General features: G+C 73.3%; 18 protein-coding genes. 7 read left to right on the top strand and 11 right to left on the bottom strand.

The window, feature by feature from the left end; genetic code table 11:
* Nucleotides 1-127: 127 nt before the first annotated feature.
* The 4 genes from P3T41_RS01980 to P3T41_RS01965 all read right to left on the bottom strand — a co-directional run bounded on the left by P3T41_RS01980 (nucleotide 128) and on the right by P3T41_RS01965 (nucleotide 3,408).
* On the bottom strand, nucleotides 128-955 hold the full coding sequence (locus P3T41_RS01980) for an ABC transporter permease (RefSeq protein WP_280687163.1): 828 nt from the start codon (nucleotides 953-955) through the stop codon (nucleotides 128-130).
* Nucleotides 956-957: 2 nt separating this feature from the next.
* Complete coding sequence (locus P3T41_RS01975; protein ID WP_280687162.1) at nucleotides 958-1,911, bottom strand: ATP-binding cassette domain-containing protein; 954 nt, start codon at nucleotides 1,909-1,911, stop codon at nucleotides 958-960.
* A 5-nt stretch (nucleotides 1,912-1,916) separates the two neighbouring features.
* Nucleotides 1,917-2,810 (bottom strand): DUF4097 family beta strand repeat-containing protein, encoded by an 894-nt coding sequence (locus tag P3T41_RS01970; protein ID WP_280687161.1) that lies wholly within the window; start codon nucleotides 2,808-2,810, stop codon nucleotides 1,917-1,919.
* A gap of 64 nt (nucleotides 2,811-2,874) precedes the next feature.
* Nucleotides 2,875-3,408: a hypothetical protein gene (locus P3T41_RS01965; protein ID WP_280687160.1), complete on the bottom strand. Its 534-nt coding sequence runs from the start codon at nucleotides 3,406-3,408 to the stop codon at nucleotides 2,875-2,877.
* A 252-nt stretch (nucleotides 3,409-3,660) separates the two neighbouring features.
* Between P3T41_RS01965 and P3T41_RS01960 the strand changes: the two genes are divergently transcribed.
* Entirely contained in the window at nucleotides 3,661-4,296 is a 636-nt protein-coding gene (locus P3T41_RS01960; protein WP_280687159.1) for a dihydrofolate reductase family protein, read from the top strand.
* A 16-nt stretch (nucleotides 4,297-4,312) separates the two neighbouring features.
* Here P3T41_RS01960 and P3T41_RS01955 read toward each other — a convergent pair whose 3' ends face one another.
* Nucleotides 4,313-5,200: an MBL fold metallo-hydrolase gene (locus tag P3T41_RS01955; protein ID WP_280687158.1), complete on the bottom strand. Its 888-nt coding sequence runs from the start codon at nucleotides 5,198-5,200 to the stop codon at nucleotides 4,313-4,315.
* Between the two features lie 147 nt (nucleotides 5,201-5,347).
* On the bottom strand, nucleotides 5,348-6,097 hold the full coding sequence (locus tag P3T41_RS01950; protein ID WP_280687157.1) for an N-acetylmuramoyl-L-alanine amidase: 750 nt from the start codon (nucleotides 6,095-6,097) through the stop codon (nucleotides 5,348-5,350).
* Nucleotides 6,098-6,284: 187 nt separating this feature from the next.
* Here P3T41_RS01950 and P3T41_RS01945 point away from each other — a divergent pair, with 187 nt between their 5' ends.
* Nucleotides 6,285-6,896: a TetR/AcrR family transcriptional regulator gene (locus tag P3T41_RS01945; RefSeq protein ID WP_280687156.1), complete on the top strand. Its 612-nt coding sequence runs from the start codon at nucleotides 6,285-6,287 to the stop codon at nucleotides 6,894-6,896.
* 31 nt (nucleotides 6,897-6,927) lie between these two features.
* Here the strand turns inward: P3T41_RS01945 and P3T41_RS01940 are convergent, their stop codons facing one another.
* A complete protein-coding gene (locus P3T41_RS01940) occupies nucleotides 6,928-8,226 on the bottom strand; it encodes a protein phosphatase 2C domain-containing protein (protein WP_280687155.1) in 1,299 nt (432 codons plus the stop codon).
* A gap of 265 nt (nucleotides 8,227-8,491) precedes the next feature.
* Here P3T41_RS01940 and P3T41_RS01935 point away from each other — a divergent pair, with 265 nt between their 5' ends.
* From P3T41_RS01935 to P3T41_RS01920, 4 genes are all read left to right on the top strand, one after another.
* Complete coding sequence (locus tag P3T41_RS01935) at nucleotides 8,492-9,013, top strand: hypothetical protein (protein WP_280687154.1); 522 nt, start codon at nucleotides 8,492-8,494, stop codon at nucleotides 9,011-9,013.
* 139 nt (nucleotides 9,014-9,152) lie between these two features.
* Nucleotides 9,153-9,830 (top strand): DUF3105 domain-containing protein, encoded by a 678-nt coding sequence (locus P3T41_RS01930; protein WP_280687153.1) that lies wholly within the window; start codon nucleotides 9,153-9,155, stop codon nucleotides 9,828-9,830.
* A complete protein-coding gene (locus P3T41_RS01925; protein ID WP_280687152.1) occupies nucleotides 9,830-10,558 on the top strand; it encodes a DUF305 domain-containing protein in 729 nt (242 codons plus the stop codon). The genes P3T41_RS01930 and P3T41_RS01925 overlap by 1 nt, the downstream gene beginning before the upstream one ends.
* Before the next feature lie 148 nt (nucleotides 10,559-10,706).
* The gene (locus tag P3T41_RS01920; protein ID WP_280687151.1) at nucleotides 10,707-11,234 is read left to right on the top strand and encodes a MarR family transcriptional regulator; all 528 of its coding nucleotides are present in this window, start codon (nucleotides 10,707-10,709) and stop codon (nucleotides 11,232-11,234) included.
* Between the two features lie 30 nt (nucleotides 11,235-11,264).
* Here the strand turns inward: P3T41_RS01920 and P3T41_RS01915 are convergent, their stop codons facing one another.
* From P3T41_RS01915 to rsgA, 3 genes are all read right to left on the bottom strand, one after another.
* The gene (locus P3T41_RS01915; RefSeq protein WP_280687150.1) at nucleotides 11,265-12,755 is read right to left on the bottom strand and encodes an AlkA N-terminal domain-containing protein; all 1,491 of its coding nucleotides are present in this window, start codon (nucleotides 12,753-12,755) and stop codon (nucleotides 11,265-11,267) included.
* A gap of 33 nt (nucleotides 12,756-12,788) precedes the next feature.
* Nucleotides 12,789-13,382, bottom strand: a complete 594-nt coding sequence (locus tag P3T41_RS01910) for a hypothetical protein (protein WP_280687149.1) — start codon at nucleotides 13,380-13,382, stop codon at nucleotides 12,789-12,791.
* A gap of 91 nt (nucleotides 13,383-13,473) precedes the next feature.
* A complete protein-coding gene (gene rsgA / locus P3T41_RS01905; RefSeq protein WP_280687148.1) occupies nucleotides 13,474-14,595 on the bottom strand; it encodes a ribosome small subunit-dependent GTPase A in 1,122 nt (373 codons plus the stop codon).
* Nucleotides 14,596-14,925: 330 nt separating this feature from the next.
* On the opposite strand from rsgA, the gene P3T41_RS01900 reads away from it, so the two are divergent.
* The gene (locus P3T41_RS01900) at nucleotides 14,926-16,227 is read left to right on the top strand and encodes a nucleotide disphospho-sugar-binding domain-containing protein (protein ID WP_280687147.1); all 1,302 of its coding nucleotides are present in this window, start codon (nucleotides 14,926-14,928) and stop codon (nucleotides 16,225-16,227) included.
* A 30-nt stretch (nucleotides 16,228-16,257) separates the two neighbouring features.
* On the opposite strand, the gene P3T41_RS01895 is transcribed toward P3T41_RS01900, so the two are convergent.
* Nucleotides 16,258-17,619: a YihY/virulence factor BrkB family protein gene (locus tag P3T41_RS01895; RefSeq protein WP_280687146.1), complete on the bottom strand. Its 1,362-nt coding sequence runs from the start codon at nucleotides 17,617-17,619 to the stop codon at nucleotides 16,258-16,260.
* Nucleotides 17,620-17,699: the final 80 nt, after the last annotated feature.

Raw genomic sequence — 17,699 nt, 5'->3', positions numbered from 1 at the left:
CTCGCTGGACCTGCGCTTGGGCCGGAAACAGACCGATCCGGGCGGTGCGATGCACCACCCGGACATCGGTCCGATCACGACAACGAGGCACTCCGGCACCATAGAACGCGGGTACGACACAACCCGCTCAGAGCGGCTTCGGCTCCCGCTCGTACAACCGCCGTGACCAGGCGTACGACAGCACCGCGACCCCGACGCACCAGGCGATCGTGATGACCAGGTTGTCGCCGATCTTCGTTCCGGTCAGCAGTCCGCGCAGCGTCTCGTTCACCGGGGTGAACGGCTCGTACTCGGCGAACCAGCGCATCGCCGTCGGCAGGGAGTTGGTCGGAACGAACCCGCTGCCGAGGAACGGCAGGAGGATGAGGAACATCGGCGAGTTGCTCGCGGTCTCCACGCTCTTGGCCGACAGCCCCAGGCCGACGCAGAGCCACGTCACGGCGAAGGTCAGCAGCAGGACCACGCCGAGGGCGGCGAGCCACTCGGCCGCGTTGGCGTGCGGCCGGAAGCCGACGGCTATCGCGGCCAAGGTGACGACCACGACGCCGATCAGCGTCTGGATGGTCGCGCCCACGACATGACCGGTCAGCACCGACGACCGGGCGACGGCCATGGTCCGGAAGCGGGCGATGACGCCCTCGGTCATGTCCTGCGCGACGGCGATCGCCGTGCCCTGCGCCGCGGCGGTCACGGCCATCAGGATGATCGCCGGGGCCACGTAGTCGGCGTACGCGGCGCGGCCGCCGTGCAGGCCGGCCGGCATACCGCTGCCGAGCCCCGACCCGAGCGTCCCGCCGAAGACGTAGACGAACAGGAGGAGGAAGACCAACGGCATCAGGATGATCATCATGGTCAGCGACGGGTAGCGCTGCATGTGCCGCAGGTTGCGGCGCAGCATGATCCGCGCGTGGACGAGGGCGTGAGATCGGGTGTCGTCCATCGTCGTGGTGCTCATCGTCAGGCTCCCTTCTTGCCGGTGAGGGCGAAGAAGACGTCGTCGAGATCGGGGGTGTGCACGGTGAGCGCCTCGACCTCGACCGAGGCGTCGTCGAGCTGCCGCAGCAGCGCCCGCAGGGTGCTGACGCGGCCGTCGCCGGCGAGCTGGAGCGTGAGCGCGTCGTCGTCGCGGCCGGTCGGGGCGAGCACCGTCGCGGCGGCGTCGAGTTCGGCGCGGTCGGCGAAGGCCAGCTCGATGTGCCCGCCGGGGATGCGCGCCTTGAGCTCGGCGGGCGTCCCCTCGGCGACGATCCGGCCGCCGTCCAACACCGCGACGCGGTGCGCGAGTTGGTCGGCCTCGTCAAGGTACTGGGTGGTGAGCAGGATGGTCGTCCCAGCCGCGACCAGCCCGCGGATGATGTCCCACATCGTGCGCCGGCTGCGCGGGTCCAGGCCCGTGGTCGGCTCGTCGAGGAAGATCACCTTCGGGTTGCCGACCAGGGTCATCGCCAGGTCGAGCTTGCGCTTCATGCCGCCGGAGTAGGTCGACGCCGGCTTGTCCCCGGCCTCCGTCAGCTCGAACCGCTCCAGCAGTTCGCCGGCCCGGCGGCGTCCGACGGCCTTCGGCAGCAGGTGCAGATCGGCCATCAGCATCAGGTTCTCGCGGCCGGTGAGGTAACCGTCGACGGCGGAGAACTGGCCGGTGACGCCGATCGCGCGCCGGACCGCCTGCGGGTTCGAGGCGGGGTCCTGGCCGGCGATGCGGATCTCGCCGGAATCGGGACGGAGGTAGGTGGTCAGGAGGTGGACGGCGGTGGTCTTGCCGGCCCCGTTCGGGCCGAGCAGGGCCAGGATCGTGCCCTGCGGGACCGTCAGGTCGATACCGTCGAGCACGGTCTTCTCGCCGAAGGACTTGCGCAGGCCGCGGGCCGAGATCGCGGCGACGGCGGTGGTCGAACGGGTCGTGGTGGTCACGGTGTTCACACCTCCTCGTCCAGGCGCAGCGCACGGCGGATGGTGATGTCGCCGACTTTGGTGCCGGCGTGGACCTCGACCCTGTCGACCGGCTCGCCGGCCTGGGGGGCGTCGGCGGCGGCGAGCTCGTTGTAGAGCCGGCCAACCCCGGCGTTCAGCTCCAGCCAGGCGGCGCTGCCCTCGCGGACGCCGATCTCGACGCCGCCGTTCTTGGACGTGGCGGACACCTTGCCGCGCACGACCTCCCCGATCCGCACCGCGCCGTTGGAGCTGACGGCGGTGATGTCGGACAGCGCGCGGTCGACGGACACCGAACCGTTGGCGGCCTTGATGTTCGCGGGTCCGGCGACGACGCCGACCCGCACCTTCCCGTTGCCGGCGGCGATGTCGGCGGTGCCGTCCACGGTGCCGATGCGGATGTCGCTGGAACCGCTGTGCACGTCGGCGGGGCCGCTGACACTCTCGACGGTGATCTCGCCGAGGCCGCTGCGCAGGTTCAGCGGCCCGGTCTCGGCCAGCCGGATGGTGCCGAGGTCGGTCTTGAGCTGGACGGTGCCGAGCGCGCCGTCGGACTGGTAGTCGCCGAGCCCGGCCGTGCCGTGAACGTCGGAGCCGGTGGGCAGCTGGATGACGATGTCGACCGACTCGGGGCGCTTGCTGCTGACGCCGACGAACCGGTTGAGGCGCTTCCTGGAGACGATGTTCAGCGTCCGGGTGGCGTCGTCGTACTCGACGCGGGTGCCCTCGGCGGCCTTGATGTCGGCGGCCTTGTCCGGGTCGCTGGGGCGGACGTCGACGATCGTGTCGGTGCGGTCGGAGACGGCGAGGCGGACGTCGGCGACGTAGAGGTCGAGGGCGACCGCGATCGGGGATGGGGTGTTGAAGCTCGAGAGCGACATCTCGGGTTTCCTTACTCACAATGGCTTCGGTCAGTGGGTGCCGTGCTGTCGTGACGTTCGGGGATCAGCGGGCCCAGCCGCTGTAGCTCTGGCCGACGCCCCAGTCAGACTTCTGTGCGGGGGCGGGCTGCGTGGCCCGCCGACCCTCGTTGGCCAGCCCGCTGGCGGCGGCCCGGACGAGCCAGGCATTGACGGAGAGCCCGCCGGCGGCGGCGGCGTCCTCGATCAGAGCCTTGAGGTTGGCGGGCAGCCGCAGGTTGATCCGGACCATGGCGGCGTCCTCGCCCTCGGCGACGGGCAGCCGCACCTCGACGGGGCCGGCCACGGCGTCGGCGGCGGCCGGAGCGGCGAGCACGGGCGGCGGCGTCACGACGAACGCGGCCGTCCCGCCGCGCAGCCGGACATCGACGAGGCCGGGCGCGAGTTCGGCGGAGATCTCCTCGGCGGCGGCGGAGAGCGCCCCCAGCAGGGTGAGCCGCACCGCGGCGTCGAGCGCGGGGAGGAGCCGGTCGGCGAGTGCGCGGGCGTCCTCGCCGCCGACCTCGGCCGCGGTCGTCAGCTCGCGGCGGAGGTTTTCGACGTACTGGGTGAGTTCCATGACTCCAATATGGCACCACTGTGGCGCCACTTCAAGTCCTTCTGGCCCACTTTGGCATACCAGCAGGTCAGTGATGGTGCCATGGGTGCGCGAAGCTGGCGCCGTGCGATGCCGCGTGGTGCCGTGCGGTGCCGCGGTCCGCGGTGGTGATCCGACATCCGATCGGCCCCCGACCGGCCGGTCGCGCGATCGGCGATGGGTTCTCGCGTCAATCTGGGTTACGGGTGGATTCCGGATCCGAAAGGCAGCGCCATGAGCAGACTGATCGTCACCGTGTTCGTCACCCTGGACGGCGTCATGCAGGCCCCCGGCGGCCGGAGCGAGGACGTCTCCGGCGGCTTCGAGCAGGGCGGCTGGCAGGCTCCGTACGTCGACGAGGACTTCATGGGCCTCATGACGACGGTCTTCGAGCAGACCGCCGACCACCTGCTGCTCGGCCGGAAGACCTACGAGATCTTCGCCGGCTACTGGCCCCGCGTCACCGACGAGAACAACCCGATCGCGGTGCGGCTCAACGCCATGCCCAAGTACGTCACCTCGCGCACCCTGGACAGCGTCGAGTGGCACAACTCCCGTCTGCTGAAGGGCGAGGCCGCGGAGTCCGTCGCACAGCTCAAGGAGCGGCTCGACGGCGTGATCATGACGCAGGGCAGCAGCGACCTCATCCACACCCTGCAGCGGCACGACCTGGTCGACGAGTACCGGCTGCTCATCAATCCCGTGATCCTCGGCGCCGGCAAGCGGCTGTTCACGGACGGCGCCGCACCGGCCGCCTGGACGCTCACGGAGTCCCGCGCCACCGGCGCGGGCGTGCAGTACTGCGTCTACGAGCGGGCCGGGAAGCCCACGTACGGATCGCTGGACGACGCGGCCGGGCCGCGGAACTGACGCGGCCGGCCGCCCACTACCACCGCAGTGCGCCGAAGTTGATCGGCTGCTGCCTGAACCCCGCACTGCGCTCGGTCAGTTGGCGCATCCGCTGGGCCATCTCGTCGGCCGGGAGGTGCTTGCGGTCGCCGTGGCCGGGGAGCAGCCACTCGAAGCGCAGCTGATCCGCCGTGCGGGCCAGGGAGGCGGCCAACTCCTCGATGGAGTACCAGGTGACGCTCTCGGCCACCTCGATGTCCGCCAGGCCGCGTGACCAGTAGAAGCTGTCGCCGCTGAAGCAGTACCGCTCGTCCGCGACGTACAGCACGCTGCCCAGGGTGTGCCCGGGGAGCGGGTGGGCGATCACGGACTCGGCGATCTCGACGGGGTCGGTGCCGCGCAGGATGCGGTCGGCGTCGGGGGCCGCGTCGAGGTCGCCCTCGTGGATCCACAGGCGGGCGCCGAACTGGTCGGCGTAGCGGCGGCCGTGGGCGGCATGGTCCCGGTGGGTGAGCAGGACGTCGGTGATCGGCCCCAGGGCCTGGTAGCGCTCGGCCAGGGTGGCGCTCCAGCGGGGCGTGTCGATCATCATCTGGGTGCCCGAAGGGCGGCGCAGCAGGTAGGAGTTGGCGCCGGCCAGGTGGGTGGAGTTGTGGCCGCAGAGCCGGACGTCGTCGGTGAGCGCGAGCGGGAACGGGTCCAGCTCCGGATCCAGGCCGTGCGCGGAGTGCCGGATCGAGCGGGTGGGGCAGGCGTGTGCGGCCGCGTGCAACTGGCCGAGTTCGTCGGCGTTCCGCGGTTCGCGGAGCACCTCCGAGCGGCCGTCGACCTCGCCGATCAGCCCGGGGGCGAGCTGCCGGGCGACATCACAGTTGGTGCAGCGGTCGTCGACGTACCAACCGCCCTCGGCTGCCTGCTCGTTCATGGTCTGGCTCCCTCCCGTGGCGCGCCCGAACAACCGGCCGCGCCTTCCTCTCAGTGGTAACTCGGCGAGTACGCGGAAAGGAAGAGCGCCAGCCCTTGTCCTTCACCCGGACAGCCGCTCTCACGGGGACGTCAGGACACGGGGACGTCAGGACCAGGCGGCCGCCCAGGTGGCGGGGCCGACCACGCCGTCCGCGGTGAGGCCCTTCTCCTGCTGGAACTGGCGGCAGACGGCGGCGCTCTGCTCGCCGTAAACGCCGTCCACGCCGATCGACCAGCCCCGATCGCTCATCCGCTGCTGCCAGACGCGCACGTTCTCGTCCTGCAGCACCGGATCCTGGACGCTCAAGTACTCGCCCGGCCAGGCCGGCGCGCCGGCGGCGCCACCGGGCCGGGGCGCGCCCGCCTGCACCCAGGCGTAGAGCGGGTCGCCCGGGCAGTCGGTGGGATAGCCGTCCCGGTGCCCCTTGATCTCGGGACCGGCGCCGCCGTCCTGCCGCAGCCACTCGATGGCGTCGAGCAGGCCGCCGAGCATCGCGTCGGTCGGCTGGGTGAGGCCGGAGTCGCCGAGCAGGGCGCAGACCGCGTAGTGGGCGAGGTTGAGGGGCTGGTTGCCGTTGGCGCCGTTCTCGTGGTGCAGGCCGCGGCCTTCGAAGACGTAGCCGTGCGGACAGGCCAAGGCCGTGTAGGCGATGTCGATCCAGCCCTGGGTGGCATTGGACATGTGCGCCGCCTGGATGTCCCGCACCCGCCCCGCGCACCACTCGTGATGGTCGGGCAGGTCGGCGGGGACCGGCTCGCCCTCGTAGTGGACCTTCACCCCCTGGGTGCTCGCCACGTAGGTCCAGTCCTGCTTGGGAGGTTGGGCGCCCCATTCGGCGCGGGTGACGAACTGCACGGCCGGCCCTCCTTGCTGTGCGAAGTGCTGCCAAAGTAGCGGGCGGCGGTGATCGTTCGTCGGCGTCCGGCCGGACATCCTCCGATCGGGTGAGAGGGATTCCGGCGAGCCGAGCCCGCGGCCCGGCTGACCTCGCCCCTTAGGCTGGGGGACGCTTTCCACCCCCACCCCGCAAGGAGCCCGCAGCATGGCAGAGCCTCGTCCCCGGCGGCCGGCGCGGCCTCGTGAGGAGGTGCTGGCGGTGGCGATGGGGGCGATCGCGGAGCACGGGCTGGCGAAGCTGACCATGGCGGGGCTCGGGAAGCAGTTGGGGATGAGCGCGGGGCATCTCCTCTACTACTTCGGGAGCAAGGACCAGCTGCTGCTGGAGACGCTGCGGTGGAGCGAGGAGCAGCTGGGCGAGCGGCGGCGCGCGACGCTGCGGCAGGCGGGGCTCAGTGCCTGGGAGCGGTTCGAGGCGTACGCGGAGCTGTACCTGGCGGACGGGCCGGGGGATCCGCGCTGGATCCTGTGGGTCGAGGTGTGGGGGCGCTCGCCGTCCAGTGCGGAGATCCGGCAGGGGCAGTTGGAGATCGAGGCGCCCTGGCAGGCGGACCTGACGGCGCTGATCGAGGACGGGGTGGCCCGTGGCGAGTTCCGGGCCGGGCCGGCCGACGAGCGGGCGGCGCAGCTGCGGGCGGTGCTGGACGGGTACTCGGTGCCGCTGGCGATCGGGTTGCCGGGGGTGGCACGGGACCGGTCGGTGGCCCAGGTCCGGGCGGTGGCGGCCGCTGTGCTGGGTACCGACGCGGCTGCGTGACGCCGCACCACTGGGCCCGGTACGCGATCCGTCACTCGGTCCAGAGCGCGGCCGCCGTCCGGTCCTCGGCGTAGCCCTTGGCTCGGACCTGGACCTGGCGCAGGAAGTCGACCGTGCCGGGCGGGTGCGGGTGGGACCAGTGGCTGGCCAGGAAGTGCCCGATCGCGGGCTCCTCGGCGATCGGCTCGGCCAGGCCCGGGGAGCAGAGCAGCAGGATGTCGCCGGGGGTGGCCGGGATCAGCCGGAACCGGAACGGGCGCGGCTCGGGGAGGGTGACCGGGCCGTCGGGGTGGTGCAGCAGCCGGGCGGCGTACGCGTCGATCCAGTGCCCCGCCCGGAGCAGGTAGAGGCCGCCGGGGCCGACACCGAAGGCCGCGCGGTGACCGGCCTCGGGGTCGAGCGAGACCAGCAGGCAGTGCAGCGACCCGGCGTCCGGGGCGAGCGTGCGCAGGCCGGCGGCGGCACCGGCGGTCAGGCGCTGGAGTCCGTAGCGGAGCCGGTCCCGGGCCCCCTCGCGCAGGTCGGCGGCGAGCTCGGCGCGGCTGCGACCGATCGCCTCGGCGAGGTGCGCGGCCGCCTGGCGGACGGTTTCGGACGGCGGCGGTACGGGCTGCGCAACGGCGGCGTCGGAGTCGGTGCGCGGGTCGACCGGGCGGCGGGCGCGGCTGCCGAGGACGGCGAGCAGCAGGCCGTCCGGGGCCTCGCCGAAGCGGGTGACCAGCAGCGCGTCGGTGCGCGGGTCGCCGCGGTAGCGGGCGGAGTCGCCGCGCACGGAGGCGGCGCGCAGGGTGAGCCCCGGGTACTGGGCGCCGTCGAGGGCGGTGTCGGGGACGACCGCGGCGACCCGCTCGAGGTCGGCGGCGGGGAGCAGGGTGGGCTCGGGTCCGTAGGTGGGCGGGCGGGAGCCGACGTGCGGGGTGGGGACGGGCGTGGCGGGAGGGGGAACGAGGGCCGGAGCAGCGGCTGGGGCAGGTGTCGGCTCGGGACGGGCTGGCTTGGTGAGGTCGAGCTTCGACGGTGCCGGCTCGGCGACCGGCTCAGGCTCGGGCGCCGGCACCGGCACCGGCTCAGGCACCGGCTCAGGCGCCGACTCGACCGCACCCGCCGGCTCGCCGACCGCCTGCCGCTGACGGCCGATCAGCCCGACCGCCGAGGCGATCGAGTCGAACCACTCGTCCACGCTCCCCTCGCCGCCCTCGGCGCGCGGCGTGTCGGGCAGCCGACCGGCCGGTCCCTCGTACACGTGGGCCCACCAACCGTCGTCCGGTGCACCGTCCTTGGGCGTCCCGTCGTCCGGGCGGCGCTGCGCGGGGGCGCCCTGGTCGGTCATCTGTCGGCTCCTCGTCTCGGCTGGCATGCGTACCGTCACCTGCGGGCGCGGGCCACCTCGTCATTCTGCCCACGGTGCCGGTCGCTGTCCGGTGATTCGCCTCGAAGGCGCCGATCAGGCGAGGAGCCGCTGAATTAATCCGAAAGTAGCGACCGATCGGGGGGACCGCTTAAGCCGTCCGGCTGATTAATATGTGCGCATGACCGCGCCAGGACCTGTCCGACCGAAGCCGGGGAGCGCCGCATTCGCGGGCCACCCGGGCGGCGTGGCGTTGGTCCTCCCGCTGATCGGTCTCCTGGTCGCCCTGCTGGTCACGCTGCCCTGCGCGGGCTCGGCCCGGGCCGCGACCCCATCGGCGAACGGCCCGGCGAGCGGGCCCGCGAACAGACCGGCGAGCAGACCGACGGTCGGCCCGGCACTCGACGCAGCCCCCGGCACGCCGGCCCCGACCGACGCCACTCCTGGCACCCGCACCGCCCGCGCCGTCCACACCGCGCACGCCGCGCACACGCGCGCCACCTCCCCGCAGGCCACCACCGCGCAGTTCCCCGCCCCGCTGACCCTGTGCACCGTCGACGGCCCGGGCCCCAGGCCCGGTGACGGCTGTTCCAGCCATCCGTTCAGCGGCCAGGAAGCGCAACTGCCCAATGCGCCGCCGCAACCCGGCCCGGCCGGCCTGCCGTTGCCGACCACATTCCGCCCGACGGCGGCGAGCGGCTTCACGAGCGCGGGCCTGCCGACGGCGCCCGCTCCCGATCTCCACCTGCTCCAGGTCAATCGGACCTGAGCGGAACCACGCCGAGCCGGCACCGGGCACCCGCCGCGAACCTCGCGGCGTGCGCCGGACGTCCGGTCGGCGGTCTCCCTCCCCTGCTACACCTCATTCCGCCGTGCCCAGCGCACCGGCGGGGACAAGGAAGATTTCCGTGGGTTCCGCCTCCAAGCAGACCGGCAAGCAGACCAACAAGGTGAGCGGCAAGCAGAACGCGGCCGACCGCCGCGAGCGGATCGCCAAGTTGCGGGCCGAGGAGCAACGGCGCGAGAAGCGCATGAAGCTGATCGCCATCTCGGTGGCGGCCGTGCTGATCGTCGGTACCGGTGTGACCGCGACCTTGATCGTGAAGAACGCCAACGACAAGCACAACAAGCAGGTGGCCGCGGCGAAGGCGCCGATCCCCGGGGTGAAGACCTGGAGCAACCTGACCCGCAACCACGTGCAGACCCCGGTCAACTACCCGATGACGCCGCCGGTCGGCGGTGACCACAACCCGGTCTGGCAGACCTGCATGGGCAACGTCTACACCACGCCGCTGCAGAACGAGCACGCCGTCCACTCGCTGGAGCACGGCGCGGTCTGGGTGACCTACAACACCAAGGCCAGCGCCGCCGACGTCAAGACGCTGTCGGACAAGGTCAAGGTGACCCCCTACTCGATGATGAGCCCGTACCCGACCGAGTCGGGCACCATCACGCTCAGCGCCTGGGGCACCCAGCTGGTGGTGGACAGCGCCTCGGACCCGCGGGTCAACGAGTTCTTCACCAAGTACGTCCAGGGCCCGCAGACCCAGGAGCCGGGCGCGTCCTGCAGCGACGGGCAGATGTGATGACGGACTCGCGGACACCCGAAGAGGACGAGGGCACCGGCGAGACGGACGAGCTGGCCGCACTCGGCACATCCCCCACCGGCAAGCGCCGCCGCACCCTCTGGTGGCCGGCCGCGCTGGCAGCCGTGGTGGCGCTCTGCCTGGGCGTGCCGGCCCTGGTGGCGGGCGGGTCCTCGGCGTCGGGTTCGGCGGTGGCCGCACCGGCCTCCGACTCGCCGGAGGCGGGGTTCGCGCGGGACATGGCGACGCACCATCAGCAGGCGATCGACATGTCGTTCATCATCCGGGACCGGACGTCCAACGCCGAGGTGCGCGGGCTGGCCTTCGACATCATCAACACCCAGGCCAACCAGCGCGGCATGCTGATGGGCTGGCTCAACCAGTGGGGGCTCAGCCAGAGTTCCGCGGCCGCGCCGATGGCCTGGATGAAGATGGCGCCCTACCAGGCGCACGACGGCTCGCTGATGCCCGGCATGGCGACCAACGCCCAACTCGCCCAGCTGCAGCAGCTCAGCGGCACGCCGGCGGAGATCTTCTACCTGCAGCTGATGGTCCAGCACCACACCGGCGGCGCCGCGATGGCGCAGGGCTACGTGGACCTGGCGAAGAACGCGGTGGAGAAGGCACTGGCGCAGTCGATGGTGACCGCCCAGACCTCGGAGATCCAGCTGATGACCAGCATGCTCGCCGAGCGCGGTGCGAAGCCGCTGCCGACGCCGGGAAGCTGACCGCCCACCGGCAGAACACCACAAGGACACCGCAGCACACCTCGACACACGGCAGCGCGCCCGCCGGCCCGGCAGACCCCGGATCGGCGGGCGCGCTGCCGTGTCCGCCTCGGCAACCACCCAGGACCGACCGGATACGCTGTCCCCCATGCCCGCCCCGTCCAGCCCTGCGCCCTCCAGCGACCTGCCCAACGCCGCCGGGCCCGACGAGGCGCCGGCCATCGAGCGCGCCCAGCGGTTGACCGACGTGGTGACCCGGCTGCGGCGGGCGTTGCGCAGCAGCATCCGGACCGACTACCCGTGGGAGTCGCTGCCGATGGCGCAGGTCGAGCTGCTCCAGACGCTGGCGGCCGCGCCGCTGCGGGTCGGCGAGTTGGCGGCTCGGCAGCGGTTGGCGCCGAACACCGTCAGCGGGCTGGTCGGCAAGTTGCTGGACGCGGGGTTCGTGGACCGCCAGGCCGACCCCGGCGACCGCCGCACCGCCCGGATCGCGCTGACCGAGGCCGGCCACCAGCAGTTGGAGGACTGGCAGCGCGCCCACGAGCGCCGGATCGCCGGTGCGTTGGCCACCCTCTCCCCGGCCGACCACGACGCGGTGATGGCGGCGCTGCCGGGCCTGGACCGGCTGGCCCAGGCCCTGGCCGGCGCGACCGCGACGGCACCGGACGAGGACTGAGACCGGCGCGGCCTGAGCCGCGTAAGCCTGCTACTCCCCCGTCAGCGCCCACAGTTGGTGCACCGCGTAGGAGCGCCACGGTGCCCACTCCGCCGCCACCAGCGCCGCGGCCTTCGGGTCGCCGGACAGGCCCAGGCGCTGCAGGCCGTGGCGCACGCCGACATCGCCGGGCAGGAAGACGTCCGGGTCGCCGAGCGCCCGCATCCGCAGGTAGCCGACGGTCCAGGGGCCGATGCCGCGCAGCGCGAGGAGCTGTGCCGCGGCCTGTTCGCGGTCGACGCCGGGGTCCAGCCGGACGCTGCCGTCCGCGAGCGCGGCGCACAGGCCGCGCAGCGCGTTCTGCCGGGAGACCGGCATCGCGAGGTCGGCCGGGTCGGCGGTGGCCAGTGCCTCGGCGGTCGGGAAGAGCACGGTGAGCCCACCGCTCGGCTCGCCGAGCACCGTGCCGTACCGGGCGGCGAGGCGGCCGGCCAGGGTGCGGGCGGCGGCCACGGTGATCTGCTGGCCGAGCACGGCCCGCACCGCCAGCTCGTGCGGGTCGACGTGCCCGGGCGAGCGCAGTCCGGGGCGGCGGGCGACGAGCGGGCCGAGCGCGGCGTGCCGGCCGAGCTGCTCGGCCACCGCCTGTGGGTCGGCGTCCAGGTCGAAGAGCGCGCGCAGCCGGTGCACGGCGGTGGTCAGGTCGCGCAGGTCGGTCAGCTGGAGCCGGCAGTCCAGCCAGCCGCGGTCGGCTCGCTCGCCGGGTGCGAGGGTGTCCACCTCGGCGATGGCCCGCCCGTGCGGCAGCGCGAGCGTCCGGCGGTAGCTGCGCACACCGCGCCGTCCCGGCACGACCTCCTCGACGCCGGGGACGGCGCGCAGCGCGAGGAAGTCCATCAGGTGCTCGGTGTCGATCGCGCCGCGGTAGGCCAGCCGCAGGCTCAGGCTGCCGGGGCCGGCACCGCCCGGCCGCCCGGCCCGCCCGCGCACCTCCGCCCGCAGGCCGCTCGGGGTGCGGTCGTACACCTCGCGCACGGTGTCGTTGAACTGCCGCACGGACGCTAAGCCGGCCGCGAAAGCCACCTCCGTGACCGGCAGTTCGGTGGTCTGCAGGAGCACCCGGGCGGCCTGCGCGCGCTGGGCGCGGGCCAGCGCGATCGGTCCGGCACCGAGTTCGGCGGTCAGCTGCCGCTGCAACTGCCGTGCGCTGTAGCCGAGCCGGGTGGCCAGCCCGGCGACGCCCTCGCGGTCCACCACGCCGTCCCCGATCAGCCGCATCGCGCGGCCGACCAGGTCGGCGCGGTGGTTCCACTCCGGCGAGCCCGGCACCGAGTCCGGCCGGCAGCGCCGGCAGGCCCGGAAGCCGGCGCCCTGGGCGGCGGCGGCCGTGGGGTAGAAGGTGCAGTTGGCCCGCTTGGGCGTGACCGCCGGGCAGCTCGGCCGGCAGTAGATCCCGGTGCTGGTCACCGCCGTGAAGAACACCCCGTCGAACCGGGCGTCGCGGCTGTCCACGGCTCGGTAGCGCGTCTCGTCATCGATCACGCTGTCCAGTCTGCGCCCCGCCCGGGCCCAGACCTAGCGGAAATCGGACATGGCCGTGTGAGGCGCGGCTGCCCCCGGCGCGGCCGGACCGGGAGCGGCCGGACCGGGGCAGGACTCTGCGAGGGCGGTGTACGCCTCCCATGCCTGGTCGCACTCGAACGTGCGCACGGTGGCGCCCAGCCCGGGCGCCAGGATCTGGTACTGCTCGGCGTTGTGCGAGAGCTTGCCCCACTCCTCCAGGACGTGGGCGCGGGCGAGCACCTGGCCGCACCCGGTGCAGCCGATCCACGGGACCAGCAGGTACTCCGCCCTGGCGATCGGCTCGCGGTCGACGCGCTCGATCAGCTGCACGCCGCCCTGAACGCCGGTCTCTGCGCCGGCCTCGAGCACCTCGCGCAGCAGTGGCCCGAGCGGCTCGGGCCACTCGCCCAAGCTCTCCGCCTCCACCGCGATCTCGACCCGGGTCACCGCACCGATCGCGATCCGCCGCTCGGTCAGGACGCTGATCAGCGTCCTGAGTCCGGCCTCGTACTCGGCGATGACCCAGCAGTCGTAGACCTCCTCGGCCTCGGCGGGCGGCAGGAGATCGGCGAACCTGCGCCAGACGGCTTCCTCGTCGTTGGTCATCCGAGAAACCTAGGGCACCCCGCTGACAGCTCCGGGCCGGGTCCGCGCCAGCGCACGGCCCCGGCGCACGACCCCGGCCCGGAGCGCCCGCTCACGGTCGCACGCGGTCCCGGGATCCCTTGCTGCGGAGCTTCCAGAGGCGCGCGCGCTGCGCCGCCAGGCGGGCGTCCGTCCGCGAGGCGATCCACGCGTTCTCGCGCTGGAGCTTGAGGTAGCTCTCCATCCGCCGCTGCGGGAGGGTGCCGTCGGCGAGGGCGGCCCGGACGGCGCAGCCGGGCTCGGTGGTGTGGGAGCAGTCCTGGAAGCGGCAGCGCTCGCCGAGTTCCTCGATCTCCGCGAACGCGTGGGCCAGGCCCTCGCCACCGTAGAGGCCGACGCCGCGCAGCCCCGGCGTGTCGATCAGCACGCCGCCGCCGGGCAACGCGAACAGCTCGCGCGTGGTGGTGGTGTGCCGGCCCTTCTGGTCGGCGTCGCGGGTGCGCTGAACGGTCATCACCTCAGCACCCGTCAGCGCGTTGGTGAGTGTGGACTTTCCGGCGCCGGACTGACCGATCAGCGCCGTCGTGGTGGTCCCCAGAGCGGCGCGCAGCTCGTCCAGCCCGGCCCCGGTCCCGGCACTGACCACCAGGACGGTGACGCCGGGCGCGGCCCGCTCGACGTCCTCCCGGATGAACTCGGCGTCCGACGCCAGGTCGGCCTTGGTGAGGGCGACCAGCGGCTGGGCACCGCTCTCCCAGGCGAGCGCGACGAAGCGCTCGACCCGACCCAGGTCGGGGTCGACCGCGAGCGAGACGGCGATCAGCACGGTGTCCACGTTGGCAGCCAGCACCTGGCCCTCGGAGGCCTTGCCGGCGCTCTTGCGGACGATCGCGGTGGTGCGCGGCAGCAACGCACCGACGGCCGGCAGCGGTTGGGCGGCCAGGTCGAGCGCCACCCAGTCCCCGGTGCACGGGTTCTCGACGGTCTCGGCGCCGGCGATCGGGCGGGTGTCGGCGCGAATCGTGCGGACCTCGCCGGTGTCGGGGTCGGCCACCAGCACGTCGGCCCGGCCGCGGTCGACCCGGGCGAGCCGGCCGGGGGTGAGTCCCGCTTCGGCGAGCGGGGCGAAGAGCCGGTCGAGCTCAGCGGTCCAGCCGTAGCGGGACAGGCCGGCGGGAGCAGCGGGAGCGGCAGGGGGAACAGCATTGGGAACAGCGGAAGTTGCGTCGAACAACGCGGTGAAGCCCTTCGGGAGGAATGCGGGGCGATCCCGATCCCGGGGGCTGAACGATCGTCAGCCGGTCACCGGGCGGGAGCGGAGGGTCCGAGTGCTGCCCAGGGCAGCCGTGGCGGCAATGTCGGTCATCGGGCCCACCTCCTGCTTCGCTTCGTCGAGCCGGTCACCTGCGCGGGCAGCCTAGGGCAGTCCGCCCCGCCCCGCAGCCGAATTAACCGCAATCGCCGCAGGTCCGGTGTTTATAGATCGTTTAGCGTGGCCTCCTAGCTTCGTGCCGGCCCGCCCGCAGCCCGGAGCGGGTCGATACGCACCTTGGGGGGGTCCCGCATGTCCCGGATCATCACAGCCGCCATGCCCGCGCACGGGCACACCGTTCCGCTGCTCGCCATCACCGCCGACCTGGTACGGCGCGGGCACGAGGTCGTCTTCCTCGGTGGGGCACGGTTCGCGAAGTCCGCCGAGGCCACCGGGGCACGGTTCGTCGCACTGCCACCCGAGGCGGACTTCGACGACCGGCGGATCGACGACTACTTCCCAGGGCGGGCCGAACTGCCGCCGGGGCCCCAGCGGCTGGCCTTCGACGCCCAGCACATCTTCATCGATCCGGTGCCCGCGCAGTACCGGGCGCTGCGCGCGCTGCTCGAGACCTTCCCGGCCACGGCGGTGCTCCACGACTCCTTCTTCCACGGAGCGCTGGCCCTCGCGCTGGCCCACCCGCGCGACGAGCGGCCGGCCGTGATCGGCATCGGGGTCGCACCGCCGATGCTGCAGAGCGCGGACACCGCGCCGTTCGGGCTCGCGCTGGCACCCCTGGCCGGGCCGCAGGGGCTGGCCCGCAACCGGGAACTGAACGCCCAGGCGGCGCAGCGCGGCGAACCGCTGCGCCGGTACGCGGCCGAGGTCTTCGCCACCGTCGGGGCCGCGCTGCCGCCGGGTCCCCGGCTGGACGCCGCGGTCACCGTGCCCGACCACTACCTGCAACTGACCGTGCCCGGCTTCGAGTACCCGCGCAGTGACGCGCCGGCCTCGCTCCGGTTCATCGGCGCGCTGTCGCCGCAGCGCGGTGAGGAGGCGGAACTCCCCGACTGGTGGGAGGAACTGGCGGACGCCCGGTCCGTGGTGGTGGTCACCCAAGGGACGCTGGCCAACGACGATCTGACCGCCCTGGTGGCCCCCGCGGTGCGGGCCCTGGCCGACCGCCCCGACCTGTTCGTGGTCGCCGCCACCAGCCGCCCCGACGGCCCCGAGCTGCTCGCCGCGGAGCTCGGCGGCCTGCCGAGCAATGTCCGGGCCACCGGGTACGTCCCGTTCGACCGCCTGCTGCCGCACGCCGACGTACTGGTCAGCAACGGCGGTTACGGCGGGGTGCACACCGCGCTGGCGTTCGGGGTGCCGCTGGTGGTCGCCGGCGACAGCGAGGACAAGCCGGAGGTGGCGGCCCGGGTGGCCTGGCGCGGGGTCGGGGTCGACCTGCGGACCGGCCGGCCGACGCAGGTGGAACTGCGGGAGGCCGTCGAGCGGGTGCTGGGCCACCCGGACTACCGTGCCAACACCCGGGAGCTGGCCGCCGAACTCGCCGCGCACCGACCGCTGGAGGCGATCGCCGAGCTGGTCGGTTCGCTCGGCTGAGGCGGGCGGTCCCAGGTCCCGTCCCCGACCTCAGCCGCCGTCCCACGGCGGCCGCGGCGGGTGGGTCGGCAGCGCCGAGTCCACCGGCCCCAGCTCGCCGGGGAACCGTCCGTCCGACGCCCACGGCTGGGCGGGGTGCTCGGCCGGGTGTCCGGCGGGGTCCTGCGCCTCGACCGGGCGGTGCGGCGGCCGGGGCGCGGGGCGGTCGCTGTCCGGGGTCGGCGGCGGTGTGCGCCGCCAGCGCTTGCGCGTCCCGCCCAGGCGCCCGCGCACGTCGCCGGGCGCCAGGAAGTCGGCCCACCGCTCGGGGTACTCGGCGGGCGCCTCGTCCCCCTCGTCCGCGTCCGTGTCCTCGTCCTCGATGCCTTCGGCCAGCCCCAGTTCGCGCGCTCGCAGTGCCCGTTCGGCGGCCCGCCGGGCGGTGACCTCGCGGACCAGGGCGGCGGCCACCTGCTCGCTGGCCCGCTCGTTCTCGGCGCGCGCGTCGGCGGTCTCCACGCTGGGCCACCGGCGGTCTATCGCGGCGTTCATCGCGGCGCCGATCAGCACCGCGAGCGCCACCACGAAGATCCACAGCAGCACGGCGACCGGTGCGGCCAGCGAGCCGTAGACGGTCTTGCCCTCGACCGAGTGGACCAGGTAGAGCCGCAGCAGCACGCTGCAGACCACCAGCATGCCGAGCGCGACCAGCGCGCCGGGGATGTCCTCGCGCCACGGCGTGCTGGCCGGGACGGACAGGTGGTAGAGCGTGGTCAGGAAGACGATCAGCAGCAGGATCGCGACCGGCCAGTAGAGCGCGTTGACCACGCCGCCGATGCTGGGCACCGCCGAGACCACCAGGCCGGGGCCGGCGATCAGCAGCGGCAGCACCAGCGAGCCGATCACCAGCGCGCCCAGGTACAGGGCCAGCGACAGCGAGCGGGTCTTCACGATCCCGCGCTTGCCGTCGAGCCCGTACATCACGGTGATGGTGTCGATGAAGATGTACAGCGCCCGGGAGCCGGACCAGAGCGAGAGCACGAAGCCGATCGAGATCAGGTCGGGGCGCGGCATGTTGAAGACGCTGGCCAGCAGCGGCTTCACGGTGTCGTCGATCGAGGAGGGCGAGAGCACCGTGCCGGCCGCCGACAGGATGTCCTGCTGGAGCTTCTGGATGCTGCCGGCGCCGAGCAGGTCGTCCAGGTAGCCGAGGGTGCCGGCCAGGCAGAGCAGCAGCGGCGGGATCGAGAGCAGGGTGAAGAAGGCGGCCTCGGCGGCCAGCCCGGTGACCCGGTACTCGACGCAGGTGTTGGTGGTGTCCTTGATCAGCGCGAAGGCGGTGCCGCGCCAGTTGGAGCGCCGGGCCGCCCGCCGAGCACCCTTGCCCCGCCGCCGGGAAGGTCGCTCCGCCACCGCTCTGCTGCTTTCACCTGGTACCTGCACAGGCATACGGTATCGGGCGGGCCCGACGCGCCTGCGCGATCGGCTCCGCG

Origin of the sequence: Kitasatospora sp. GAS204B, assembly GCF_029892155.1 — a bacterium.
Classification (GTDB): domain Bacteria; phylum Actinomycetota; class Actinomycetes; order Streptomycetales; family Streptomycetaceae; genus Kitasatospora.
The sequence above is the reverse complement of the archived record's forward strand: the minus strand, read 5'-3'. Positions and strand labels throughout refer to the sequence as shown.

What these genes read in the sequence shown, in the direction of transcription:
- P3T41_RS01980 (WP_280687163.1), bottom strand. Translation starts at nt 955, where the DNA reads ATGAGCACCACGACGATGGACGACACCCGATCTCACGCCCTCGTCCAC.
- P3T41_RS01970 (WP_280687161.1), bottom strand. Translation starts at nt 2,810, where the DNA reads ATGTCGCTCTCGAGCTTCAACACCCCATCCCCGATCGCGGTCGCCCTC.
- P3T41_RS01965 (WP_280687160.1), bottom strand. Translation starts at nt 3,408, where the DNA reads ATGGAACTCACCCAGTACGTCGAAAACCTCCGCCGCGAGCTGACGACC.
- P3T41_RS01960 (WP_280687159.1), top strand. Translation starts at nt 3,661, where the DNA reads ATGAGCAGACTGATCGTCACCGTGTTCGTCACCCTGGACGGCGTCATG.
- P3T41_RS01955 (WP_280687158.1), bottom strand. Translation starts at nt 5,200, where the DNA reads ATGAACGAGCAGGCAGCCGAGGGCGGTTGGTACGTCGACGACCGCTGC.
- P3T41_RS01945 (WP_280687156.1), top strand. Translation starts at nt 6,285, where the DNA reads ATGGCAGAGCCTCGTCCCCGGCGGCCGGCGCGGCCTCGTGAGGAGGTG.
- P3T41_RS01940 (WP_280687155.1), bottom strand. Translation starts at nt 8,226, where the DNA reads ATGACCGACCAGGGCGCCCCCGCGCAGCGCCGCCCGGACGACGGGACG.
- P3T41_RS01925 (WP_280687152.1), top strand. Translation starts at nt 9,830, where the DNA reads ATGACGGACTCGCGGACACCCGAAGAGGACGAGGGCACCGGCGAGACG.
- P3T41_RS01920 (WP_280687151.1), top strand. Translation starts at nt 10,707, where the DNA reads ATGCCCGCCCCGTCCAGCCCTGCGCCCTCCAGCGACCTGCCCAACGCC.
- P3T41_RS01910 (WP_280687149.1), bottom strand. Translation starts at nt 13,382, where the DNA reads ATGACCAACGACGAGGAAGCCGTCTGGCGCAGGTTCGCCGATCTCCTG.
- P3T41_RS01900 (WP_280687147.1), top strand. Translation starts at nt 14,926, where the DNA reads ATGTCCCGGATCATCACAGCCGCCATGCCCGCGCACGGGCACACCGTT.